This window comes from Erythrobacter sp. Dej080120_24, assembly GCF_036322605.1.
Lineage (GTDB): Bacteria > Pseudomonadota > Alphaproteobacteria > Sphingomonadales > Sphingomonadaceae > Erythrobacter > Erythrobacter aurantius.
Genome location: NZ_AP027262.1, coordinates 2,262,762 through 2,286,112, shown reverse-complemented (window position 1 = coordinate 2,286,112; position 23,351 = coordinate 2,262,762). Strand labels below are relative to the sequence as shown.

Below are 23,351 nucleotides of genomic sequence, written 5' to 3'. Positions count from 1 at the left end.
GTGGACCCGATACTCATCATCGTATTCGCGCCCTTGGTGGCGTCGATCATCGCCGGGCTTGGCAACCGTGCGCTTGGCAACACCGTTACCAAGTCGATCACGACCGGTGCGCTGTTCCTTTCGGCGGGCCTTAGCTGGCCGATCTTCTGGGGTTTCCTGACGGGGAACGAGAGCGAACGTGTCGTGCAGGTGCTGCAATGGGTGCAGTCCGGCTCGCTGACGTTCGATTGGGAACTGCGCGTCGATGCGCTCACCGCCGTCATGCTGGTGGTGATCAACACGGTTTCCGCGCTCGTGCACCTCTATTCCTGGGGGTACATGGAAGAGGACCCGGATCAGCCGCGTTTCTTCGCTTACCTGTCGCTTTTCACCTTTGCGATGCTGATGCTCGTGACGGCCGAGAACCTTGTCCAGATGTTCTTTGGCTGGGAAGGCGTGGGCCTCGCTTCGTATCTGCTGATCGGTTTCTGGTTCAAAAAGCCGAGCGCGGGTGCCGCCGCGATCAAGGCTTTCGTGGTCAACCGCGTGGGCGACCTCGGCTTCATGCTCGGTATCTTCGGCACCTATCTGGTGTTCCAGACGACTTCGATCCCGGAAATCCTCGCCGCTGCGCCGGGGATGAGCGGATCGACGATCACATTCCTCGGCATGCGCCTCTACACCATGGATATCCTGTGCATTCTGCTGTTCATCGGCGCGATGGGCAAATCGGCGCAGCTGGGACTGCACACCTGGCTGCCTGACGCGATGGAAGGCCCGACGCCGGTTTCCGCGCTGATCCACGCAGCAACGATGGTGACAGCGGGTGTGTTTATGGTTTGCCGCCTTTCGCCGATGTTCGAAACCGCGCCGACCGCGCTGATGATCGTCACGATCGTCGGGGCATCGACCTGCTTCTTCGCCGCGACCATCGGCACGACGCAGTGGGACATCAAGCGGGTGATCGCCTACTCGACCTGTTCACAGCTCGGATATATGTTCTTCGCAGCCGGTGTGGGGGCCTATGGCGTTGCCATGTTCCACCTGTTCACGCATGCTTTCTTCAAGGCGCTGCTGTTCCTTGGCGCGGGTTCCGTCATTCACGCCATGCATCACGAACAGGACATGCGGTATTACGGCGGCCTGCGTAAGGAAATCCCGATCACTTTCTTGGCGATGATGGCGGGCACGCTGGCCATCACCGGCGTCGGCGTTCTGTATGTCTTCGGCTTTGCGGGCTTCTACTCGAAGGACGCGATCCTTGAAGCGGCCTGGGCGCGCGGCACCGGGACAGCGCACTTCGCTTTCTGGGCTGGCGCAATCGCCGCCTTGCTCACGAGCTTTTACAGCTGGCGTCTGATGTTCCTCACCTTCTGGGGACGCCCTCGCTGGATCGAGAGCGAGCATATCCAGCATTCGGTCCACAAGACGCCTGAAGAGGCGGGTGAGGACACCACAGGCGGATATCACCCGCATGAAAGCCCCGTTTCGATGCTTATCCCGCTGGGCGTGCTGACACTTGGTGCCGTCTTCGCCGGGTTCGTGTTCAAGGGCCCGTTCGTGGACAGTTTCCTGATGGGCAGCGATGCTCAGGCTTTCTGGGGCAATTCGCTCTATTTCAACGAAAACCTCGTCCATGCGCTGCACGCCGTGCCGTACTGGGTGAAGCTGACCGCGACATTCGTGATGCTGGTGGGGCTTGCAGGGGCGATCTACGCCTACATTCTCAAGCCCGAAGTCCCGGCCAGGTTCGTTTCCAGCTTCGGTGCGCTTCACAACTTTGTGTACCGCAAATGGTATTTCGACGAGCTCTACGATCGTATTTTCGTCAAGCCTGCCTTCTGGTTCGGACGCCAGTTCTGGAAACTGGGCGACATCGGCACGATTGACCGCTTCGGCCCGAACGGGGTTGCCTGGGCAGTCTTGCGCGGTTCCGTCGCGGCCAAGACCATCCAGTCGGGCTATCTATACACCTATGCGCTGATCATGCTTCTCGGCCTGATTGCCGCTGTCACTTACGTGCTGCTCTAGGGGGCTGGCAGAGCAATGGACTTTCCCATCCTCACAACCATGATGCTGGTTCCGCTCGCAGGGGCGGTGCTGTGCCTGTTCACCGGGTCAGGGGCTGCCCGCGGCATTGCGCTGGCGAGCACGCTTGCGACCTTTGCTCTCGGCGTACTGCTGTGGAGCAATTACGAAATCGGCGGCGCGCAGTGGCAGTTTACCGAGCGCTATGATCTGTTCGCGGGCTTCAATTATGCCTTGGGCATCGACGGTATCGCCCTGATGCTGATCATGCTCAGCGTGTTCCTGATGCCGATCTGCATTCTCGCCAGCTGGGACGCTATCCAGAAGCGCGTGGGCGAATACATGGCGGCCTTCTTGTTCATGGAAGTGCTGATGATCGGCACCTTTGCGGCGCAGGACATCTTCCTGTTCTACATCTTCTTCGAAGCCGGCCTGATCCCGATGTACCTCATCATCGGCGTTTGGGGCGGGGACAACCGCATCTACGCGAGCTACAAGTTCTTCCTGTACACGCTGATCGGTTCGGTGCTGATGCTGATCGCGATGTTCTGGATGGTGGCAACCGCCGGCACGTCGGACATTCCGACTCTGATGCAGTACGATTTCCCCGTCGGAGCCCAGACCTGGCTATGGCTTGCCTTCTTTGCGAGCTTCGCAGTCAAGGTGCCGATGTGGCCGTTCCACACTTGGCTGCCCGATGCGCACGTGCAGGCACCCACGGCAGGCTCGGTCATTCTGGCCGGCGTCCTGCTGAAGCTGGGCGGCTATGGCTTCATCCGTTTCAGCCTGCCGATGTTCCCCGAAGCAAGCGCCGATTTCGCATGGTTCGTCTTCATCCTGTCGATGGTCGCGGTGGTCTACACCTCGCTCGTCGCGCTGGTGCAGGCCGACATGAAGAAGCTGATTGCCTATTCCTCGGTCGCGCACATGGCGATTGTGACGGTCGGGCTGTTCGCTTTCAATGTGCAGGGCCTCGAAGGCGCGATGATTGTCATGCTGAGCCACGGCCTCGTTTCGGGCGCTTTGTTCCTCTGCGTCGGCGTTATCTATGATCGACTGCATACCCGCGAAATCGAGCGTTACGGCGGCCTGTCGATCAACATGCCCTATTACGCGATCTTCTTCCTGCTGTTCACGATGGCCTCCATCGGCCTTCCGGGGACCAGCGGCTTCGTCGGCGAGTTCCTTTCGCTTGCCGGCATCTACCAGTCATCCAGCCTCGTGGCGCTGATTTGCACCACCGGGATCATTCTTGGCGCTGCCTACATGCTTTACCTCTATCGCCGCGTTGCCTTTGGCGACCAGAAGAACGCCGATGCCGCTGCGATGGCGGATATCACCCCGCGTGAATGGGCGATGATGGCCCCGATTGCGGCCGTGGTGCTGTGGATGGGTGTTTACCCCGAAAGCTTCCTTGCACCGATGCGCGCCGATATCGCGGTGCTCGACGCTCAGTTGGCCGCCGCTGCGCCTGCGGGTGATGCCGAGTTGGCAGCGGGTGCCCCGCGCGAAGAAATCGCCAATGCGATGGAGCATCAGGCGGAGGGAGAGCACTGATGGATTTCACGGCTTCCCTCGCGCTCATCATGCCTGAGCTTATTCTGACCGTCGCAGGCCTTGCCCTGCTGCTGGTTTGCGCCTGGGGTGGAGACAAACTGGCTCGTCCGGTTGCCATCCTTGCAGTCGCTGCGCTGTTCGGCGCAGGTTTCGTGATCCTGCCCGGCGTCCATTTCGGAACCGGCCCGGTGGTCGATGCCTTTGGCGGGCTTTTGAAGATGGATGGCTTTGCGCTCTTCGCGAAGGCGCTGATTTATCTCAGCGCGATTGCCTGTCTGATTGTCGCCCCGGCATTCTTCAACAGCGAGGCTGCAGGCAGCGAAAAGGGCATGCGCGCCGAATATCCGGTGCTGATCCTTTTTGCGACACTGGGCATGAGCATCATGGTTTCGGCTGCCGATTTCATGACACTTTATCTCGGGCTAGAACTGAACTCGCTGTCGGCTTACGTACTCGCCGCGATCCTGCGCAAGGATCAGCGGTCTGCCGAAGCGGGGCTCAAGTACTTCGTGCTGGGCGCGCTCGCCTCGGGCATTCTGCTCTACGGCATGAGCCTGCTCTACGGCTTTACCGGCGCGACCGACTTTGCCAGCGTGCGTAGCGCGCTTTCGGGTGAACTCAGCACCGGGCAGTTGTTCGGCCTGATCTTCGTACTCTCGGGTCTGGCTTTCAAGATCGCCGCTGTGCCGTTCCACATGTGGACGCCGGACGTTTACGAAGGCGCGCCCACCCCGGTTACCGCGTTCTTCTCGACCGCGCCCAAGGTGGCTGCCGTCGCCCTGACGGCGCGCGTCGTTTTCGAGGTCTTCGGTGGCCAGGTGGATGCATGGCAGCAGATCGTCATGTTTACCGCGCTTGCTTCGATCGTGTTCGGCGCGCTGGGCGCGATCGGGCAGGAAAACCTCAAGCGGCTGCTGGCCTACTCGTCGATCAACAACGTCGGCTTCATCCTGCTGGGTCTGGCCGTCGGTACGGCTGCGGGTGCGAGCGCGATGCTGGTTTACCTGTTCATCTATGTCGCCATGAGCCTCGGCAGCTTTGTTGCTCTGCTGATGCTGCGCAGCGAAGACGGCAATCTCTACGAAACCTTCGCCGACATTCGTGGCCTTGCCGTGACCCGTCCTGCGATTGCATGGGCGTTGCTTTTGCTGATGTTCAGCCTTGCTGGCATCCCGCCTCTGCTTGGTTTCTACAGCAAGTTCGTGGTGTTCCAGGCAACCGTCGAGGCCGGACTGGTGGCATTTGCCGCCATCGCCATCGCCGCGAGCGTCATCGGCGCGTTCTATTACATCAAGTTCGTCAAGGTGATGTTCTTTGACGAGCCTGCCGGTGTGGTGACGGGCAAGAGCGGTGCGGCACATTGGGTGCTGCTGGCATTGACCGCAGCGATCATTTCGCCGCTTGGCTATCTGATGACGCGCTCGCTGACGGATCTCGCTGACAAGGCGGCATCATCTCTGTTCCTGCTGCCTTGATAGAGATCGTCGCCGAAACCGGTTCGACCAACGCAGATATCGCCGCGCGGTTGCGCGCAGCAGAAAGCATTGCCGAAGGGTACTGGCTCGTTGCGCGGCGGCAGACCGCCGGACGCGGACGCCAAGGCCGGACATGGTTTGACGGTGCGGGCAATTTCATGGGTTCGACGGCCGTCGCCATTCGCGCGGGTGATCCGCCGCCAGCCAGCCTGAGCTTCGTGGCGGCGCTGGCGGTGGCAGATGGTGCTGCGGAGGCTTTGCCCGTGCCCAGTCAGCTGAAGCTGAAATGGCCGAACGATGTCATGCTCGACGGAGGAAAGCTTTCGGGCATCCTCCTCGAAATGGTGGGGCATCAGGTGGTGGTAGGGATTGGCGTTAATCTCGAACACGCTCCTGAGCTTTCTGATCGCAAGACTTCGGCGATTTCCGAGCATGGCCCAGCGCCGGAACTTGAATGGTTTGCCGACATGCTGGCGCGACATTTCGAAAGCCGGGTGCGCGATTGGCGCGAGCGAGGACTTGGTTCGATCCTTGCCGATTTCCTGGCAAGCTCGATCCATGCGCCGGGATCGCCGGTAAAGGTCCATGATACCGATGGGACTGTGCTCGAGGGCACCTTTGCCGGTCTCGAAGAAACCGATGGCGCGCTGCGCTTGCGCTTGGCGGATGGCTCGGAACGTGTCATTCGGGCGGGCGATATCTCTTGAGGAGCGAACACATGCTGCTGGCCGCAGATGTCGGGAATACAAATGTCGTCTTTGCCCTGTTCGAACAGGACGGGGAGGGGGGATACAACACACGCGCGCGCTGGCGCATCGCCACCGATCCTCGCCGCACCGGCGATGAATACGCCGTCTGGCTGCTGCAACTGCTCAATATCGAAGGCGTCGCGCGCGAGGAAATCACGCAGATTATCTTCGCATCCGTCGTCCCGCGTGCCGATCACAATCTGACGGTACTCAGCCAAAAGTATTTCGGAATCACCCCGCTAAGGGCGGGTCACGGCGAAGCAGCATGGCGCTTTACCATCGACGTTGATCAGCCGAGTTCGCTTGGGGCTGACAGGGCGCTCAACATTCTGGCTGCGCATCACAAGTACGGCGGAGATCTGATCGTGATCGACTTTGGCACCGCCACCAAATTCGAAGCGATCGACTTCAACGGCACTTACAAAGGCGGTTCGATTGCGCCGGGGATCAACCTTTCGCTTGATGCATTGGTGGGCAAGACGGCAAAGCTTCCGCGCATCGCTATCCGGGCACCAGAAAGCACCAGCGTTATCGGGCGGAACACCGAAGACCAGATGCTGATTGGCGTGTTCTGGGGCTATGTCGCGATGATGGAAGGGATCGTCGCCCGGATGAAGGCCGAAATCGGGCGTCCGGCAAAAGTGGTCGCGACGGGCGGTCTCGCCATCCTTTTCGACGATGCCACCGATATCTTCGATGTCGTCGATGCCGATCTGACCATTGAAGGTCTGGCGATCCTCGCCCGGCAGGCGGCAAGCTGAACTGGCCAATGCCCAGACAACAAGAGATTGCGTGAAAAAGAACTACACTCCTGAAAAAGAACTGCTGTTCCTTGCCCTGGGCGGGTCCGGCGAAATCGGCATGAACGTCAACCTGTATGGGTGCGACGGGAAATGGCTGATGGTTGACCTCGGCATGACATTTTCCGGCGGGGAATATCCCGGCGTCGATCTGGTCTTTGCCGATCTCGAATTTATCGAGGAACGCACCAAGGATCTGCTCGGGATTGTGCTGACGCACGCGCATGAGGATCACATTGGCGCTGTCCCCTATTTTGCGGGGGAGCTTGGCGTTCCGCTTTACGCCACGCCCTTTACAGCCGATCTGGTCGCGCGAAAGCTGGAGGAAGCGGGCCTGCTTGGACAGGTCGAACTGAGCATCATCGAGGATGATCACGGCCAGATCGACATCGGCCCGTTCAGCGTGACCTATCTGCCGCTTGCGCATTCTATTGCCGAAGGCAACGCGCTGTTGATCGACACGCCTTATGGACGGGTATTCCACACCGGCGACTGGAAGCTGGACGAAGATCCGATCATCGGCGAGCCCACTACGGAAGAGGAACTGCGCGCCATCGGGGACGAGGGCGTGCTGGCGTTGGTGTGTGACAGCACCAATGTTTTCAATCCCAATCCCTCAGGTTCCGAAGGCGCGGTTCACAAGGGCTTGATGGAGGAAATCAGCCGACATTCCGGCAAACGGGTGCTGGTGACGACTTTCGCCAGCAATGTCGCACGGCTCCAGACCCTTGGCGAGGTTGCACGGGAAACCGGGCGGCAGATTTGCGTTGCCGGACGCTCGCTCGATCGCATTATCGAGGTCGCGCAGGACAATGGCTATCTCGAAGACTTCCCTACACCCGTCGATTTCGACACTGCGATGCGGCTGCCTCGCGGTGAAGTCCTGATCCTTGCGACAGGCGGGCAGGGTGAACCTCGTGCGGCGCTGGCGCGGATAGCGGAAGAGAACCATCCGCTTGAACTCGTCAGTGGGGACGTCGTGCTGTTTTCCTCGCGCCAGATCCCTGGAAACGAGATAGCGATTGGCAAGATGCAGAACCAGCTCGCCCGTCGCGGGATCGAAATGGTGACTGATCGCCAGAGCCTGATTCATGTCTCCGGCCATCCCGGTCGGCCAGAGCTTGAAGCACTATACAGCTGGCTGCGGCCGGACATCCTGGTGCCCGTCCATGGTGAGATGCGCCACATGGCGGAGCAGGCGCGGCTTGGTAAATCCTGCGGCATTCCCGCCAATGTCGTTCAGGCAAATGGCGATATTGTCCGGCTTGCACCGGGTGAGCCGGGCAAGATTGCAGAGGTCCGCAGCGGGCGCCTCGTGCTCGACGGCGACGTTATCGCCCCCGCGGATGGGGAAGCTGTCACAATGCGTCGCCGGATCGCTCAGGAAGGCATCGTGCTTGTCGTGCTCGCCCGCGCAGAGGCCCCGGTGATCGAGGCCATTGGCCTGCCATTGGATGAGGACATGGCAGACTTCGTCGCGGAAACGCGCGATGACATATTGAAGGCCATTGGAAAGCTGCGGGGCCGCGATGCGAAGGACCCGGCATCTGTCCATGAGGCCGCTCGACTCGCAGCACGAAGGGCTGCGCGGCGCTGGTCAGGCAAAAACCCGCAAGTCAGGGTCATAATGCCCGGCTTGACCGACCGGAGCGACGATTGATGAAAGTCACCTCGATTCTGGCGATCTATTTCCTGTTCTGGGTCATGTCGGCATTCATCATGCTGCCATTTGGCGTGCGCACGGCCGATGAAGCTGGGGTGGCGAAGGTGCCCGGTCAGGCGGACAGCGCACCGGTCAATTTCCGTCCGGGCAAGATCGTGATCCGCGCGACCATCGTCGCCAGCCTGCTGACCGCGCTTTTCGTGGCGAATTTCGAATTCGGGTGGGTCACTGCGGAAGACATCAATGTCTTCCCAAAACCGCCGTCCCCGCTGGCGCCGCGTTGATCCCGCTTACTGCCGGAATCGTTCGATCGCCTGGGCCAGCACGACGTAAAGTTTGCCCATGTCCGAACCGAGTATGGTCACGCCCAGAGCATTGCCGTCCCGTGTCGACAGCATGGCGCGCAGCATGGCTTCGAAATCGTGGATGTAGCGGCTGACATTGGCTTTGAACGTTTCGTCGCTCTGATAAAGATCGGCGATCTCTCGCGCTTCGGTGTTATCCAGGAGTCGCACCGCGCGCCGGGTGAAAATGCCGCGATCACCTTTGAGGTAGGCATCCCAGGATGTATCTGTAACCTCGGTTGAAAGCGCGCTGGCGATGTCGATGGCGTTTGAATTCAGGCTGTCGGTAATCAGCGCCATCCGCCGGGCGAAATCATTGCTGACCTGCTCTTCCGCCAGTTCGCGCGCCCGTGCAATGCGTCGCTCGAGATTGACTGTGAGTTCGTTGACCTTGGCAAGCTGATCTCGCAACTGCGCGGTTGCATCGCGGCCAGCGTCCGATGCCTTCGCCGCCGCGGTATCCAGTCGGTCAATCGCCTCCGAGGTATCATTGCGCAAAGAGTCTTCGAGCTTGCTCACCGCCTCCTTCGAGAGATCGGTTGCGATTGCCCCCATCCGCTCGCGAGCACCGCTTTCGAGAGTCGCGAAGGCGTTTTGAGTTGCTGTCTCCAACTGTTCCAGCGCGCTCCTAAGGTTGCCTTGTGTGTCTTCGGCAAAGCCCTCGCTTTGCTTGGCGAGCCTGCTGAAGCTGCCCCGCAACCCTTGTAGTTTGGCCAACGCCTCTTCGGTTTGGCTTTCCAGCTTGGAATGCAGCGCCTCGATCGAATTGTCGGCGGTTTCGATCCGGCTCTGCGTCTCGATCAGATATTCGCCAAGACCCTCTGCCTGCTTGTTCGCCGCGAACATTGCCCCTGAAAGCTGGGCAGCGCGCTGTTCGACCGAGAGGAGTGCGTCCGATGCAGTCGTGATCGATTTCGGCAAGTCTTCTCGGCTGAACTTGGCGCCCGACTGGATGATCTCGAGCAAGCGAATGCCCGATTCGGTCAGGTCGCTGATCTGCTTTTCCGTCTCCGCCAGTTCCTTGCGCTTTTGGGCCAGATGTTCGCCAAGTGCCCCAAGGCCTGTTTCGAGAGTGCCTTGAGCCTTTTCGCTTTGCGCGGAAATGTCCGCAATCAACGAAGACAACTGGTCAAGCTGGGCGGAAATTGTCTTGCCGTGTTCAACCAGCTTTTCGGTTTCTCGCGTCTGCGCTTCACGCCGTTCGGCCAACGCATCATCGAGGTCGGCAAGCCTTTGCGCTAGAACTTCGCTTGCCTGTGCTTCGCGCGTGGAGAATTCTTCCTGCCGCCGGTTGATTTCCTCGATGAATTTGCGGTCGCGCACTTCCAGCTTTTCGTCAAAACGTGCCGCTTCCTCGTGCAAATCTTTGATCCGCTTCTGCGAGGTGGCAATGGCGTGAGCGTCGAGACGATCGAGCGATTCGACAGTACTGGTCACGTCAGCTTCGAACCGTTCGCGCGACAGGCGTAGTTGTTCCATCGCTCCCGCTTCTGCTTCGCGCAGCTTGCCGCCGATCACCTTCGCCTCGGTCTGGAGCATCGCCATCCGTTCGCCCAAAGCGGCCAGAGCCTTGGCTTCGGCGTCGTCGACAGCGCTACGGTATTGATTGGCTTTCTGCTCAACCTGATCGAGGCGTGTGGCAATCACATCGCCGACGCGGGCAAGCTGCGATTCAAACCCGCTGAGGATTTCGCCTACCCGTTTGTCGAGCATTGAAACCTGATTTTCGCTCGCCTTGCCGAACTGGTTGAGGCGCTCAAAGCCGCTCACCAGCTTTTCGAGCTGTTCATGCGCTGTGCGACCCGCGTTGCCCACCTGATTGGAAACATCGCGGGCAGAGGTCGCAATCACCGGCAGATCGTCGCGCAGGTGCTTCATGTTTTCGAGAGCCGTTGTGCTGGCCGAGCCGATGGCTTCGACTTGCGCGCCATTGTTCTGGATGAGGGCCTGTAGCTCCGCCGCATGGGTGGACAGACGCTCACTCGCTATCCGCCCGAGCGATTCCAGTTCGCGCGACTGAGCGCCCAGAAATTCGCGTGCAAGGCTCAATTCCCGGTTCACCACGGTCAGACGGGATTCCAATTCTCGGCTTTCGTGCGAAAGCAGGGATGCAGTCTGAGCGAAGCGTTTGGCCTCCGCACGCGAATGCCGCATAGTGAGCAGCCATCCGACGCACACCAGCAACACGGGTACAGACCAATCGATGATCCAGCGCACCCATTCGCTTGGTGCGGCACTGGCTGCATTGATCAGCGAAGCGCGCATGGCGTAGACGTAAAGGGCGCTCCAACCAAGGATCAGTGCCACCGCAATTGTCGGGGCGACAAAGCCAAACCTGTCGGTAGCAGGGGCGTATTCGTCCTCCGGCGTGTATTCGGTAAGGTCGAGTTCCTCTTCGAATTCCACGGCTGCGCTCAAGTCGTCGACGGCATCGGGCTGATCGCTCCCGGCCTTTGCAGCGGTTTCCCCTTGCGCATCCTGCGCGGCGCCTTGGCCCACGGCCCTGATATGGTGTCCACCCGACATGGAGCATAGATACCACAGCCCCGCTCGGGATAAACCCTGCTTTAACCTTGCGTGGTGTATCGCGCCTTCATGGCTTTTGAGAATGGTGCCCTTGACGCGACTTTGGCCGCAGCAGCGGGGAATGATCCCGCGCTTGTGACAGAGCTTCGTGGCGCCTTCATCGAAAGCGCATCACGGCAGCTGGATCTGCTCAAACGCTCGCGTTGCGACGGCAACTGGAACGTGGCGGCTATGCGCCTCAAAGGGTTGGCAGCCAGCTTTCATGCCGAAGACTTGTTGATCGCAGCCGAAGTGGCGCTTGAGTCAGCTCCGGGCGAACCCGCCGCAATCCGCGGGATCGAGACAGTGCTGGCACGCTTTTCGGGCAGCTTTCCGCACCGCTTTTAGACCTTATAGTCGATAATCAAGGGATTTGCCTTGCGGAGCGCTTGAAGAAGCGGACGCTCCGGCCTTAGCTGTCCGCTGCGCAAGAAAGGCGCAGTTGATTGCGACGGATTTTCGACATTTGCTAACCGCGCTTATTTCATCTCTCCGCTCGACCGAGACGGGCGATTTGCGCGCAAGCCTGTCGCTTGCCGGTCGATCAGTGCTTTCCTGGCAGGTTGATACGGCCCTTTCACTTGGTTGTGAACGGATCATCTGCCTGTGCGAGGGACCTGCCGAACACATTCTCGCGGCTCAGCGAGAAGTTGAACGAGCAGGCCAAGAATTCCATGCCATACGCAGCAACATCCAGATCGCGGCTTTGGTCAGGGCCGACGATGAGATTGTATTGCTTTCCGACGGACTTCTGATTTCGAAACAGTCCGCTGGAGAATTCGTGCTGGAATCGGGCAAGCGTCAACGCGGAATTGCGACCCTGCCAGCGAACCATGCACTTGCAGAACGTCACCCGGAAGACTTCGAGAGGATCGATCGTGACCGGCACTGGGCAGGTCTGGCGCTAATCCGCGCGCGGCAGGTGAAGGAACTTGCTGAATTGCCGCCTGATGGCGACGCGATTTTGCTTTTGCTGCGTTTGGCCTTGCAAGCACAGGAGCCGTGCCGTCCGGTCAAGGAAAGCTGGCTGCAAGGCGATGATTGGCTGCTTGCCGTCGATGCCGCTGATCTTGCAAACGCAGAACGGACACTGGTTGGTGGGAGTCTTCCGGCACCTTCACCATTTGCGCCAACTGGTGCGCTTGCGATCTTCGCCGCGAGAGCAATCCCGCCGGGAAATATCGGTTTGTCCGGCAAACTTGCCCGGGTAGCGGCAATGGTCTTGTGGTTGGGCGCAATGGCCCTTGCGCTGGCTGGCTGGCCTGCGAGCGCGCTCGCATGCGGCGCAGTCGCTGTCCTTGCTGCAGACGTTTTTGTCATGATGCACCATCTGCGTTCGCGATTGGCTTCGGTTGAGCCTGCCCGGATGTGGCACTCGGCGGTGTCCGGGGTGGTATTTGCAGGAACGACCGCGTTGCTGATGCTTGCACCCGGCATCGGATCGGTTGCCGCCAGTCAATTGGGCTTGCCGGTTATTGCCTTGGGCCTCGCCATTGTTTGTTCGCGGGCTAGCAAATTTCGCCACGCCGCCGTCTGGAATGACAGGGCGCTGCATCTGGCGTTCTTTGCCGTCGCCGCCGGACTGGGGCTCCTGAACGAAGCATTGGTTGCTTTTTCCCTTGCGGCGACGCTGCAATTGCTGCTGCAGCGTGGCGATTAATGGGCTAACCCGGGCTTAACCATGGCTCAGATAAAGGGTATTCCATGGCCGACTTGGCATTGGAACGTACCGAAACCACTTCGGTGGAAGCCATCCTGCGGGATGAGCTGACGCGCGCAAACCGCGCGCTGTCCGGTGTTGCCCCGGTTATTTCGTACCTGCTTGAAAGTTCTGGGCAAACGCTCGTCAGCGATGCGACCATGGCGCGCCTGCGAGGGATGCTGCATGATATTGCCCGCCAATTGTGCGAAGCCGTGATGGGTGTGCAGGCGGCGCAAGAGGTCGATCCGCTTGTCCTGGACGATCTTGCCGATGCCCTCGCATCGAATGCCGAGTTGCTCCATCATCTTTATGCTCTGGCGATGGAAGGCCAGCTGACCGAACGAGTCGGGCAGCAAAGTTCGATCGACCCTGTCCTTTCGCCGCTGGTTCAAGAGCTCGTCGCATCCGATCAACCCGATGTTGCCGAGCTGGCCATGGCTGCGCTTGCGGCCCAATCGCGCTTTATCCAGCATCAGCGGCGCATGAGCTTGCCTATCGGGGAATTGCCGGCAGACCTGTTCCTGTCCGCGCTTCAGGCAATGCGCAAATCCGCGCTTTTCGATGATGACGAGGCCAAGCACGCGGCAAAGGCACTCAAGAAGGCCTATGACGAAGCGAACGGCAGGTTGGCTCTTCACGCCCGCCTTGTGACATCCATGCGCTCAGGCGCAATTGCCGCTCTAAACCTCGAACATTCCGGCTTTTGCCTGTTTGCGACGGCCCTTGCCAGCTTGACCGGCCAATCGCGTGAGATTGCCGTTGTGGCATGCCACGAGCGTCATGCAGCCCGTCTTGCGCTTAGCTTGAGAGCGGGCGGATTGGCTGCTGAAAGTCTGGAACGCCAGTTCGGCATACTTCAACCCGGTTATCTGCTGCCAGAGGGCATCAGCACCCTTCCGCAAGAGCGTGCCGCAGCACTTCTGGCCAATTGCGCGATGGCCGGTTTCGGTGCGGATCACGGAGGGCAGGGGGCATGAACCGTCAACAAACCCTGCTGGCCGCACAAGGCATTACCGATGACAATGATCGGTTGTTGAGTGGCGACGGTCCGCTTGCTCAGTTGCAGGAAAGCTGCGGCGGGATCATTCCTGGCGTGCTGGCAATTCCGGAGTTGCTGGCTCTGGTGCGGCAGGCCCGGCAGAGCGGCCTTCGGATCGCACGCGAATTCAGCGCTTTTGACGGCGAAGACATGGTCAGCGGATTTGCCCGGATTCACCCTCTTGAAGACGAGGAAGGTGGGGGTTGCGAAGTGCTGGTCGAGAACTGGCATCGCGCGCTCAAACCCCCGGCCAGTTCGCATGAGCAGTCCGAATGGCAGGATGCCGTCGACCGCGCGACTTGCGAGGTTTCCGCAAGGCTCGACGCGGCGCAACGGGTGCAGCTCCTTTCGGTTGCCGCGGCCGATGCGTCCGAGCTTCAGAACTTGTTTGATGCCTCTCCCGGCAAGCTCTGGAGCGACTATGTCGAATTGCAGGATCTTGCCCATAAACAGCCGCTCCATTGGCGTTTGCTTGACGGCTGCAAATGCATGATTCCCGGTTCACGGCGACATTGGCGGGCGCGGCTGATCCCTATCGGAGTTGCAGGGGCAAACCCGCGCGGCTTTGAACTGCTGCTTGTCGCTGATGAGCCTCTGGTCGCGGGTGTTGCTCCGCCGGTCGAGGTGGAGGAAGCGGCGCATTCCCGTCTGATCGGCAGTGCACTCACTCCGGTTCTGCGGCAACCCATTGCCCGGATCATCGCAAACGCGGAAACGATCCGCACGCGTCTGGCAGGGCCGATCAAGGCAGAATACAGTGACTATGCCGGCAGCATCGCGGCGGCCGGGCAGCATCTTTCGAGCATGCTCGACGATCTGGCTGATCTTGAGGTGGTTGAAGCCCCGGGGTTCAAGACCGCAAAGGATCATGTCGATCTGGCGGACGCGGCGCGTCGTGCGGCGGGCATTCTGGGTGTGCGTGCACAGAACCGCGGGATTTCCATCACACTGCCCAATCCGGACAAGCCCGTTATTGCCGACGGCGAATTCCGGCGTGTCCTCCAGATCCTGATCAACCTGATCGGCAACGCGATTGCCTATTCGCCAGAGAACAGCACCGTCACGGTCGTGATCGACGACAACTTTGGGGGTTTGGCCTCGATCAGCGTCAGAGATGAAGGTCCCGGCGTTGATGCAGACCAAGCGAAACGCATTTTCGAGAAATTCGAACGGCTTGGCCGCGATAGCGACGGCGGCAATGACAGTGGTTCGGGCCTCGGCCTCTACATCTCGCGCAAGCTTGCACTGGCGATGGGCGGAGACCTTGAAGTCGTGGCGGCCAGTGACAAGGGCGAGGGGGCTGAATTCCGCCTGACACTGGCCAGGATCATCGATTGATCCGCGTTGACACCAACGCCAGAACGAATCCGATTGCAGCCGTAACCGCGCCGTAGAGCGCCCAGCTTCGATCTGCGAGCATGAAGCTGTCGGCGGGCCAGTTCAGTATTCCGGCACCCTGCAACGCCCAGATTGCACCCAAAATGAAAAGCGCGACCCCAAAGCCGCCTAGCAACAGCTTCAGGATCGCGCTCATTCGGTGAATGCCCGATCAGCGATTGGCGATTGGAACGTAATCGCGTTCGGTGGGGCCGGTGTAGAGCTGACGCGGACGGCCGATCTTCTGGCCGGGATCGCTGATCATCTCGTTCCACTGCGCAACCCACCCGACGGTACGAGCCAGAGCGAACAGCGCGGTGAACATGGTCGTCGGGAAACCGATCGCCGAGAGGATGATGCCCGAATAGAAATCGACGTTCGGGAACAGCTTCTTCTCGATGAAATACGGATCGTTGAGGGCGATCTCTTCCAGCTGAAGCGCGGTTTCGAACAGCGGATCGTTGACCTTCAGCGCATCGAAGACCTCGCGCACGGTCTTCTGCATCACGGTCGCCCGCGGATCGTAGTTCTTGTAGACGCGGTGACCGAAGCCCATCAGGCGGAACGGATCGTTCTTGTCCTTCGCACGCTCGATATAATGCGGAATCTTGTCGGGCGTGCCGATTTCCTTGAGCATGTTGAGCGCAGCTTCGTTTGCGCCGCCATGTGCCGGGCCCCACAGGCAGGCGATCCCAGCAGCGATACAGGCGAACGGATTGGCGCCCGAAGAACCGGCAAGACGCACGGTCGAAGTCGAGGCATTCTGTTCGTGGTCTGCGTGGAGGATGAAGATCCGGTCCATTGCGCGTTCAACCGCCGGGATCACCTCGTATTCCTCGGCCGGAACGCCAAAGGTCATGCGCAGGAAGTTGCCGGTGTAGGACAGGCGGTTGTCCGGATACATGAACGGCTGCCCGACCGAATATTTGTACGCCATTGCCGCGATCGTCGGCATCTTGGCGATCAGGCGGTGCGAGCTGATCTTGCGGTGCTCAGGATCGGAAATGTCGGTGCTGTCGTGATAGAATGCCGACAGCGCGCCGACTACGCCGCACATGATCGCCATCGGGTGCGCGTCGCGGCGGAAACCGCGGTACAGCACCGAAAGTTGTTCGTGCAGCATGGTGTGGCGGGTGATGGTGTAGGTGAAGTCGTCGAGCTCGTCCTGGCTCGGCAGTTCGCCATTCAGAAGCAGGTAGGACACTTCCATGAAGCTGGAATGCTCTGCCAGCTGGCCGATCGGATAACCGCGGTGCAGCAGAACGCCTTCGTCACCGTCGATATAGGTCAGCGCGCTTTCGCAGCTGGCCGTCGACGTAAAGCCGGGATCGAAGGTGAAAGCGCCGGTCTGCCCGTAAAGCTTGCGAATATCGACCACATCCGGGCCGGTGCTTCCTGAGAGAACGGGAAACTCGTAGGATTCGCCGTTCAGTTCGAGTTTCGCCTGCTTGTCTGCCAAGGTCTGTCTCCTGCCCAATTGTTGATCTGGCTTGGCCGCTTACGCCGCTTGTGCGTCGAGCCGCGCCAGGGATTCTTCCCGTCCCAGAAGGACCAGAACATCGAAAATTCCTGGGGACGTTGTCGTCCCGGTAAGCGCCGCACGCATCGGCTGCGCCAGCTTGCCAAGGCCCAACCCCAGTTCCTCCGCAAGCGTCTTCGTAGTGGCTTCGAGTGCCTCGCTTGTCCAGTCATTTTCCTGCGAAAACCGGTCCGACAATAGTCGCAGATTCGAGCGACTGTCCGGATCGAGCAGCTGAGCTGCCTTTTCGGTCATTTCAAGGGGGCGCTGCGAAAACAAAAACCCTGCGCCATCAGCGAGTTCGTTCAAATTCTTTGCACGCGGTTTCAACACAGGAATAGCCTGCTTCAGCAATTCGACATCGACATTGCCGTCAATCCGTGGAGCAACCAGCATTGCAAGTTTCGCATCATCGCTTTCGCGAATGTAATGTCCGTTCAGATTTTCGAGCTTTTTCAGGTCGAAACGCGACGGGCTCTTTCCCACGCCGCCCAGATCGAACAGCTCGATTGCTTCAGTGCGGGTAATCTCTTCGCGATCACCATGGCCCCAGCCAAGGCGCAGCAGGTAATTGAACAGTGCCTCTGAAAGGATGCCCATTTCATCACGATAGGCCTCTACGCCCAGCGCGCCGTGACGCTTGGACAGCTTTGCACCATCCGACCCGTGGATCAGGGGAATATGGGCATAGACCGGATCGTTCCATCCACCTTCGATCTGGTTCATTGCGTGGTAGATCGGCAATTGGCGGAAGGCGTTGTTAAGATGATCGTCTCCGCGAATGACGTGGGTTACGCCCATGTCGTGATCGTCGACAACCGCTGCGAGCATATAGGTCGGCGTGCCGTCGGCGCGCAGGATGATGTAATCATCCAGTTCCATGTTCTTGACAGAAACGCGGCCCTGGACCTTGTCCTCGATCGTCGTTTCGCCATCCACCGGCGTCTTGAGCCGAACGGTAAAGGGAGCGCCTTCCGGAGCCTCCGAAGGATCGCGATCACGCCAGCGTCCGTCATATCGCATCGGCTGTTTGTTTGCGCGCTGTTCGGCGCGCATGGCCTCAAGCTCTTCAGGCGTGGCGAAGCATTTGTAGGCATGGCCTGCCTCGAGCAGCTTGTGCGCGACTTCGGCATGACGTTCGGCGCGCTGCGACTGGAACACCGGAGCTTCGTCATAATCCAGACCCATCCAGTCGAGCCCGTCAAGAATTGCGTCGATCGCTTCCTGAGTGGAACGCTTGCGATCGGTATCCTCGATGCGCAAAAGCGCCTTGCCGTCATGGTGCCGTGAGAACAGCCAGTTGAACAGGGCTGTGCGCGCCCCGCCGATATGTAGGAAGCCTGTGGGCGAGGGGGCAAAGCGGGTGACCACCTGACCGGTGCCGGGACTTTGTGCCGCTGGACTTGCCATAAGCGCTTATTTCCTATTCACTTGTTGCATCCGAAAAGGCCGAACCCAAGGGGCACGATGGCCAATGGCTGATGCGCCGATAATTCCGATTGCGGGCGATGCCGATGGCGGATCAATCGCCGTGGGCGGCGTACCGTCAGGGCTGCAAAAGCCTGCAACGCGCCTGTGGCAAAGGGGCGGCGGATTGTCCAGCGTCACGCACATCGTGGCAGGTGGTGCGGAGCGCTTTCTTGCAAACAGCGGCTTTGACGGCGCTCCATGGCTGGCCGTGGTGTTTGCCGCAGGCATCCTCGCGTGGTTTGCCTTGTCCGGCCCATGGCAATGGACTGCAATGATGGGGCTGGCGGGGCTCTTGGCTCTGGTTGCACTGGCGCTTTGGAGTGATCGGCCCGATCGCGATCACCTTCGCCGATCAGTCATCGTCTGCTCGTTGGTCTTCGCGATCGGCATGGCGGTGATCTGGGCGCGGTCGGAGATTGTCGGGGCACCAGCGATTGAACGGCCTACTGTCGAGCGCATTCAGGGCTATGTGCTCGAGCGTGAAGATCAGCCTGCGCAGGATCGCATCCGGCTGACATTGGCGGTGAGGGACGCGGAAACAGCGGAAAGTCGCAAGATCAGGGTGAATGTCCCGATGGAAGCATTGCCGCTGGACGCCGCGCAGCCTGCCACGGCTCCTTCGGCCACGCTGGCTGAAGGCGCGGTTGTCAGGATGCGTGTGCGCCTCATGCCCCCGGCAAGCCCGATGCTCCCCGGTTCATACGATTTCGCACGCGCTGCATGGTTCAAAGGGCTCTCCGCCACCGGAAGCGTGATCGGTTCTGTCGAGATCGTCGAGCCTTCCCCCGAGGCAAGGGGCCTGGCCGCTGTTCAGCGCTGGTTGTCCGCTCATGTCCGATCGAGGGTGGACGGGTCAGCCGGTACGATTGCGGCTGCGTTTGCCAGCGGGGACAGAGGGGCGATACTTGAAACCGACGAAGACGCGATGCGCGATGCCGGGTTGACGCACCTGCTTTCGATCAGCGGACTGCACGTTAGCGCCGTGATAGCGGCCGGCTATTTGATGGCTCTCAAGCTGTTGGCGCTGTTTCCGGCTGTTGCGCTGCGGGTCCGTCTGCCGGTTGCCGCCGCTGCCTCCGGGGCGATCGTCGGCATTGGTTACACCCTGCTCACAGGCGCTGAAGTGCCGACCGTGCGAAGCTGCGCGGCGGCGATGCTGGTTCTGATAGCTCTGGCCCTGGGGCGCGATGCGCTTTCGCTACGCATGGTGGCAGCAGCTGCTGTTTTCGTGCTTCTCTTATGGCCAGAAAGCGTGATCGGTCCGAGTGTCCAGATGAGCTTTGCGGCTGTCATCGCGATTGTCGCTTTGCATGGCAGTGGCCCGGCGAAGGCGTTTCTCGCGCCGCGAGAGGAAAGCTGGTCCAAGAGGGTTCTTCGCGGGGCCTTCATGCTGTTTGTTACAGGGATGGTGATCGAAATTGCGTTGATGCCGATTGTTCTGTTCCATTTCCACAGGGCGGGGCTTTACGGTGCCTTTGCCAATGTGATCGCGATACCGCTGGTCACGTTCATTTCGATGCCCTTGATCGCGTTGGGGCTCTTGTTCGATCTGATCGGTTTGGGCGAGCCGTTCTGGTGGCTGGTGCAGGCCTCGCTCGATCTGTTGCTCGGGATCGCCCATTTCACGGCGGGGCAGCCGGGTTCGGTGAAGCTGATGCCGCAAATGAGCGGGCTTGCGATAGCGTTGTTCACTGGGGGAGGGCTTTGGCTTGCGCTATGGAGCGGGCGTGCAAGGTTGCTCGGCCTGACCCCCGCTGTCGTCGCGACCATCATGTTGCTGACGACGCCTATACCCGATGTTCTCATCGGTCGTGACGGGCGGCATGTTGGCATAACGGTGCCTGGCGCCGATGGCAGCAGGGAGCTGCTTTCGTTGCGGGATAGCAGTTCGTCCTATTCGCGCGACAATCTGATGGAGTTGGCGAGCGTGGCGAGCGAACCTGTTCCTCTCGCTGAGTGGGAGGGCGCGCGGTGTTCTCCCGAGTTCTGCGTGTTGACGATTGAGCGGGGGGAGCGTGAATGGACACTGCTTCTCGCGCGGAACCGTGAGCTGATCGAAGAACGCTCGCTGGCGGCTGCTTGCGAACAGGCGGACATCGTTGTTGCTGACCGGTTCCTGCCACGATCCTGCAAGCCACGCTGGCTGAAGGCAGACCGGCGCTTGCTCGAGCGAACCGGTGGTCTGGCGCTTAACCTGTCAGCCGAACGCGTTACCAGCGTCGCTGAAGGACAGGGCGAGCATGGCTGGTGGCGCGGTGCAGGCAGATAGCCCGCCGTCACCGCGCCCGCAGCAATCAGTGGTATCGCCGCAGCAGCCCGGCCAGCTTGCCCTGAACCTGGACTTCATCCGGGCCGTAGACCTGCGGATCATAGGCAGCATTCGCCGGATCAAGCCGGACCATCCCGCCATCCTTGTAGAGATACTTGAGCGTCGCTTCCTCGCCGCGAACCAACGCAACCACGATTTCGCCATCGCGCGCAGTGTTTGTGCGGCGAACCAGCGCGAAGTCGCCATCGAATATGCCGGCTTCGATCATGGAGTCGCCTGACACCTCGAGCGCATAATGCTCTCCGGGGCCGAGCAGCGCCGCGGGCACCGGCAATGAACTTTGCCCTTCCAGTGCCTCAATCGGGGCACCGGCAGCGATCCTGCCATGCAGGGGGATCTCGATCACGTCATTCGCCGGGGAAGGCATGCTGGGAGCCTTGGGCATGACGACAGGCGCGGCATCATTCGCCGGCTTCGCCGCGCGAGGCGCAGGGGTTGAATCCTCTGGCTGACGGATCACTTCCAGTGCGCGTGCACGGTTCGGCAGACGGCGGATGAAGCCGCGTTCCTCAAGCGCGGAGATCAGGCGGTGCACGCCAGACTTGCTCTTGAGATCGAGGGCTTCCTTCATTTCCTCGAAACTGGGTGAAATGCCGGTTTCTTCCAGCCTTTGCTGGATGAAGCGGATCAGTTCATGCTGCTTTGCGGTCAACATGGCAAACTCCGTTTAGGCGCACCTTGGCGCACGGCATCCTTGCCGTACGGTGCTGGAATGGCGCGCTCCCAGAGGCACGCCTTCCCAAAGAGGGGTAGGGTGCGGTGCGAAGCACTGTCCGTACACCGATATGGTGAACGAATGCGGAACGAATAGGCAACCTGTTCCGCCAAGTCAAGAACACTTCGTCCGCAAACCCGCAGAACTCAGCCATTCTGGAGGTTGTACACAGGAACAGACGTTCCCGGTTTGGTTTCGGGAGAACCCGCTGGACGATCGATCAGGCAATTGGCCTGAGCCAGAGCGAACAAGGCGCTCGAATCCTGCGATGCCGCAAGCCGCACCTTGCCACCTTCGCATACTCCGCGCAGGAACTCGCGGCGGCTCCCGGTGGCAGGCAATGCTTCCGCGCAGACCGCTTGCGATGCGCGGGGCAGGGGAGCGGCAGCGCCCATCGCCTTGCGCACCAACGGCAGCGCGAACAGGAAGGCAGTGACGAAGCTCGACACCGGATTGCCGGGCAGGCCCAGCACTACGGTGTCCCCGCGCGTTGCCACCATCAAGGGCTTGCCCGGCTTGATTGCCACCTTCCAGAACGCAAGATCGGCGCCCCAGTCCTTCAACGCCTGCTGGATCAGGTCGTGATCGCCCACCGAAGCGCCGCCGGTGGTGATCAGGATATCGTGGCCTTCCGCTTTGCCCAGCGCCTCTGCCAGCGCCGCCGGATCGTCCGCCACCGGGCCAAGCGCGGTCGATGCGCCAACTAGAGGTTGCAGCATTGATGCGATCATCACGCCGTTGCTTGCCGGGATCTGGTCCGCTCTTGCTTCCGCGCCGAGGGGCACGAGTTCGTCCCCGCTGTCGAGCACCGCCACGCGCGGCGGCGTAATCACGGGGACTCGCACATGACCCGCAGCGATGGCGAGCGCGATCGCGCCCGGAGTGAGCTGCGTGCCCACCGTCAGCACCATGTCGCCGGCGGTGAAGTCGAACCCGGCCTTGCGCACATGACGCCCCGTCGTGGGCACGGCCTCACCCGGAGCCAGCGCAACGCTGGTCCCGGCAATCTCGGCGTTCTCCTGTATCAGGATGCGATCTGCACCATCCGGCACATGCGCCCCGGTTGAGATGCGGGTGCATTGGCCGGGGGCAAGCGTCCCATTGAAAGGGCCGCCAGCGCGGCTTTCGCCCACCCGCTCCCACGGCCCTTCACCAGCAATCGCATATCCGTCCATCGCCGACAGGTCCGCCGGTGGCTGCGTGCGCAGGGCCTTCAGATCGCTGGCGAGATAGCGATTTGCCAATGTCGGCGCGATGTCCACCGTGGTGGGGGGAAGGGCGGGTGCCAGCGCCAGCAGGCGGGCCTGCGCTTCCTCCAGCGTCAGCAGCGCGCTCATGCCTCGTCAGCCTTCCAGTGCCCTGACTTGCCGCCGCGCTTCTCGATCAGGCGAACCTCGCCGATCACCATGCCCTTGTCGATCGCCTTGGCCATGTCATAGACCGTCAGCAGCGCAGTGGAGACGGCCACCATTGCTTCCATCTCCACCCCGGTCTTGCCCGTCAACGAAGCGGTGGCGGTGGCGCGAATGCCGTCATCTTCGAAAGCGAAGTCCACATTCACCGCGTCGAGTGCGAGCGGGTGGCACAGCGGGATCAGCTCGCCGGTGCGCTTTGCCGCCATGATCCCGGCTATCCGCGCAGTGCCGAGCACATCGCCCTTGGGCGCGTCGCCTGAGCGGATCGCTTCCAATGCAGCAGCGGACATGGCGATGCGTCCTGAGGCGATGGCCAACCGGTGAGTCGCGGGCTTCCCTCCCACATCCACCATGTTCGCCTCCCCGTCCGGGCCGATATGGGTGAGGCCGCTCATGCGCCAAACCCTACAGGATGGAACAGGTGGAGCACTGTCCTGGAGAAAAAAACTGCACCGTCAGGCGCACGGGTGCCGCTCTGCCGGATCAAAGCCATGGGGAAACGCTTGCTCATGCGCGGGTTTTTGCATTTTTGGCCCCTGTAGGACAGGCCGAAAAATGATGGCACACAAAGTGTCACCCTTGCGAGGAAAGTGTCATCTTTCGCGCCAAAGTGTCACCTTCACAG

General features: G+C 60.6%; 19 protein-coding genes. 12 read left to right on the top strand and 7 right to left on the bottom strand.

Translation table 11 applies throughout. The features are described 5' to 3' along the window. The 7 genes from nuoL to AABA34_RS10910 are packed head-to-tail and all read left to right on the top strand — an operon-like array spanning position 1 to position 8,535. Positions 1–2,010, top strand: coding sequence for an NADH-quinone oxidoreductase subunit L (gene nuoL / locus AABA34_RS10940; RefSeq protein ID WP_338302646.1), 2,010 nt, complete (start codon positions 1–3; stop codon positions 2,008–2,010). A gap of 15 nt (positions 2,011–2,025) precedes the next feature. Beyond that, the gene (locus AABA34_RS10935) at positions 2,026–3,564 is read left to right on the top strand and encodes an NADH-quinone oxidoreductase subunit M (protein ID WP_338302644.1); all 1,539 of its coding nucleotides are present in this window, start codon (positions 2,026–2,028) and stop codon (positions 3,562–3,564) included. Then, positions 3,564–5,039 (top strand): NADH-quinone oxidoreductase subunit NuoN, encoded by a 1,476-nt coding sequence (gene nuoN, locus AABA34_RS10930; RefSeq protein ID WP_338302642.1) that lies wholly within the window; start codon positions 3,564–3,566, stop codon positions 5,037–5,039. Before AABA34_RS10935 ends, nuoN begins: the two co-directional genes overlap by 1 nt. Further along, on the top strand, positions 5,036–5,746 hold the full coding sequence (locus tag AABA34_RS10925) for a biotin--[acetyl-CoA-carboxylase] ligase (RefSeq protein ID WP_338302640.1): 711 nt from the start codon (positions 5,036–5,038) through the stop codon (positions 5,744–5,746). The genes nuoN and AABA34_RS10925 overlap by 4 nt, the downstream gene beginning before the upstream one ends. Positions 5,747–5,757: 11 nt before the next feature. Beyond that, complete coding sequence (locus AABA34_RS10920; RefSeq protein ID WP_338302638.1) at positions 5,758–6,549, top strand: type III pantothenate kinase; 792 nt, start codon at positions 5,758–5,760, stop codon at positions 6,547–6,549. A gap of 31 nt (positions 6,550–6,580) precedes the next feature. Continuing rightward, positions 6,581–8,248 (top strand): ribonuclease J, encoded by a 1,668-nt coding sequence (locus tag AABA34_RS10915; RefSeq protein ID WP_338302637.1) that lies wholly within the window; start codon positions 6,581–6,583, stop codon positions 8,246–8,248. Further along, the gene (locus AABA34_RS10910) at positions 8,248–8,535 is read left to right on the top strand and encodes a DUF1467 family protein (protein ID WP_252257889.1); all 288 of its coding nucleotides are present in this window, start codon (positions 8,248–8,250) and stop codon (positions 8,533–8,535) included. Before AABA34_RS10915 ends, AABA34_RS10910 begins: the two co-directional genes overlap by 1 nt. A gap of 6 nt (positions 8,536–8,541) precedes the next feature. Here the strand turns inward: AABA34_RS10910 and AABA34_RS10905 are convergent, their stop codons facing one another. After that, positions 8,542–11,094 carry an ATPase gene (locus AABA34_RS10905; RefSeq protein WP_338302636.1) on the bottom strand — a complete coding sequence of 851 codons (2,553 nt, stop codon included), beginning with the start codon at positions 11,092–11,094 and terminating at the stop codon, positions 8,542–8,544. A 96-nt stretch (positions 11,095–11,190) separates the two neighbouring features. On the opposite strand from AABA34_RS10905, the gene AABA34_RS10900 reads away from it, so the two are divergent. From AABA34_RS10900 to AABA34_RS10885, 4 genes are all read left to right on the top strand, one after another. Further along, positions 11,191–11,508 carry an Hpt domain-containing protein gene (locus tag AABA34_RS10900; RefSeq protein WP_338302635.1) on the top strand — a complete coding sequence of 106 codons (318 nt, stop codon included), beginning with the start codon at positions 11,191–11,193 and terminating at the stop codon, positions 11,506–11,508. A 385-nt stretch (positions 11,509–11,893) separates the two neighbouring features. Beyond that, a complete protein-coding gene (locus AABA34_RS10895) occupies positions 11,894–12,820 on the top strand; it encodes a hypothetical protein (protein WP_338302634.1) in 927 nt (308 codons plus the stop codon). Between the two features lie 44 nt (positions 12,821–12,864). Beyond that, on the top strand, positions 12,865–13,839 hold the full coding sequence (locus AABA34_RS10890) for a hypothetical protein (protein WP_338302633.1): 975 nt from the start codon (positions 12,865–12,867) through the stop codon (positions 13,837–13,839). Next, positions 13,836–15,239, top strand: coding sequence for a sensor histidine kinase (locus AABA34_RS10885; RefSeq protein ID WP_338302632.1), 1,404 nt, complete (start codon positions 13,836–13,838; stop codon positions 15,237–15,239). Before AABA34_RS10890 ends, AABA34_RS10885 begins: the two co-directional genes overlap by 4 nt. Here AABA34_RS10885 and AABA34_RS10880 read toward each other — a convergent pair. The 3 genes from AABA34_RS10880 to gltX are packed head-to-tail and all read right to left on the bottom strand — an operon-like array spanning position 15,229 to position 18,207. After that, positions 15,229–15,435 (bottom strand): hypothetical protein, encoded by a 207-nt coding sequence (locus tag AABA34_RS10880; protein ID WP_338302631.1) that lies wholly within the window; start codon positions 15,433–15,435, stop codon positions 15,229–15,231. The two genes, AABA34_RS10885 and AABA34_RS10880, sit on opposite strands and share 11 nt — an antisense overlap. A 15-nt stretch (positions 15,436–15,450) precedes the next feature. Continuing rightward, entirely contained in the window at positions 15,451–16,737 is a 1,287-nt protein-coding gene (locus tag AABA34_RS10875) for a citrate synthase (RefSeq protein ID WP_338302630.1), read from the bottom strand. Between the two features lie 39 nt (positions 16,738–16,776). Beyond that, positions 16,777–18,207: a glutamate--tRNA ligase gene (gene gltX / locus AABA34_RS10870; RefSeq protein ID WP_338302629.1), complete on the bottom strand. Its 1,431-nt coding sequence runs from the start codon at positions 18,205–18,207 to the stop codon at positions 16,777–16,779. A gap of 64 nt (positions 18,208–18,271) precedes the next feature. On the opposite strand from gltX, the gene AABA34_RS10865 reads away from it, so the two are divergent. Continuing rightward, positions 18,272–20,536: a ComEC/Rec2 family competence protein gene (locus AABA34_RS10865; RefSeq protein WP_338302628.1), complete on the top strand. Its 2,265-nt coding sequence runs from the start codon at positions 18,272–18,274 to the stop codon at positions 20,534–20,536. A gap of 25 nt (positions 20,537–20,561) precedes the next feature. Here AABA34_RS10865 and lexA read toward each other — a convergent pair whose 3' ends face one another. The 3 genes from lexA to moaC all read right to left on the bottom strand — a co-directional run bounded on the left by lexA (position 20,562) and on the right by moaC (position 23,121). Beyond that, positions 20,562–21,251 (bottom strand): transcriptional repressor LexA, encoded by a 690-nt coding sequence (lexA, locus tag AABA34_RS10860; RefSeq protein ID WP_338302627.1) that lies wholly within the window; start codon positions 21,249–21,251, stop codon positions 20,562–20,564. 206 nt (positions 21,252–21,457) lie between these two features. Beyond that, the gene (locus AABA34_RS10855; RefSeq protein WP_338302626.1) at positions 21,458–22,648 is read right to left on the bottom strand and encodes a molybdopterin molybdotransferase MoeA; all 1,191 of its coding nucleotides are present in this window, start codon (positions 22,646–22,648) and stop codon (positions 21,458–21,460) included. Continuing rightward, entirely contained in the window at positions 22,645–23,121 is a 477-nt protein-coding gene (gene moaC, locus AABA34_RS10850) for a cyclic pyranopterin monophosphate synthase MoaC (RefSeq protein ID WP_338302625.1), read from the bottom strand. The genes AABA34_RS10855 and moaC overlap by 4 nt, the downstream gene beginning before the upstream one ends. Positions 23,122–23,351 lie beyond the last annotated feature (230 nt).

Coding starts and splice junctions, on each gene's coding strand:
- AABA34_RS10935 (WP_338302644.1), top strand. CDS start 2,026: ATGGACTTTCCCATCCTCACAACCATGATGCTGGTTCCGCTCGCAGGG.
- nuoN (WP_338302642.1), top strand. CDS start 3,564: ATGGATTTCACGGCTTCCCTCGCGCTCATCATGCCTGAGCTTATTCTG.
- AABA34_RS10920 (WP_338302638.1), top strand. CDS start 5,758: ATGCTGCTGGCCGCAGATGTCGGGAATACAAATGTCGTCTTTGCCCTG.
- AABA34_RS10910 (WP_252257889.1), top strand. CDS start 8,248: ATGAAAGTCACCTCGATTCTGGCGATCTATTTCCTGTTCTGGGTCATG.
- AABA34_RS10900 (WP_338302635.1), top strand. CDS start 11,191: ATGGCTTTTGAGAATGGTGCCCTTGACGCGACTTTGGCCGCAGCAGCG.
- AABA34_RS10890 (WP_338302633.1), top strand. CDS start 12,865: ATGGCCGACTTGGCATTGGAACGTACCGAAACCACTTCGGTGGAAGCC.
- AABA34_RS10885 (WP_338302632.1), top strand. CDS start 13,836: ATGAACCGTCAACAAACCCTGCTGGCCGCACAAGGCATTACCGATGAC.
- AABA34_RS10880 (WP_338302631.1), bottom strand. CDS start 15,435: ATGAGCGCGATCCTGAAGCTGTTGCTAGGCGGCTTTGGGGTCGCGCTT.
- gltX (WP_338302629.1), bottom strand. CDS start 18,207: ATGGCAAGTCCAGCGGCACAAAGTCCCGGCACCGGTCAGGTGGTCACC.
- AABA34_RS10865 (WP_338302628.1), top strand. CDS start 18,272: ATGGCTGATGCGCCGATAATTCCGATTGCGGGCGATGCCGATGGCGGA.
- lexA (WP_338302627.1), bottom strand. CDS start 21,251: ATGTTGACCGCAAAGCAGCATGAACTGATCCGCTTCATCCAGCAAAGG.
- AABA34_RS10855 (WP_338302626.1), bottom strand. CDS start 22,648: ATGAGCGCGCTGCTGACGCTGGAGGAAGCGCAGGCCCGCCTGCTGGCG.
- moaC (WP_338302625.1), bottom strand. CDS start 23,121: ATGAGCGGCCTCACCCATATCGGCCCGGACGGGGAGGCGAACATGGTG.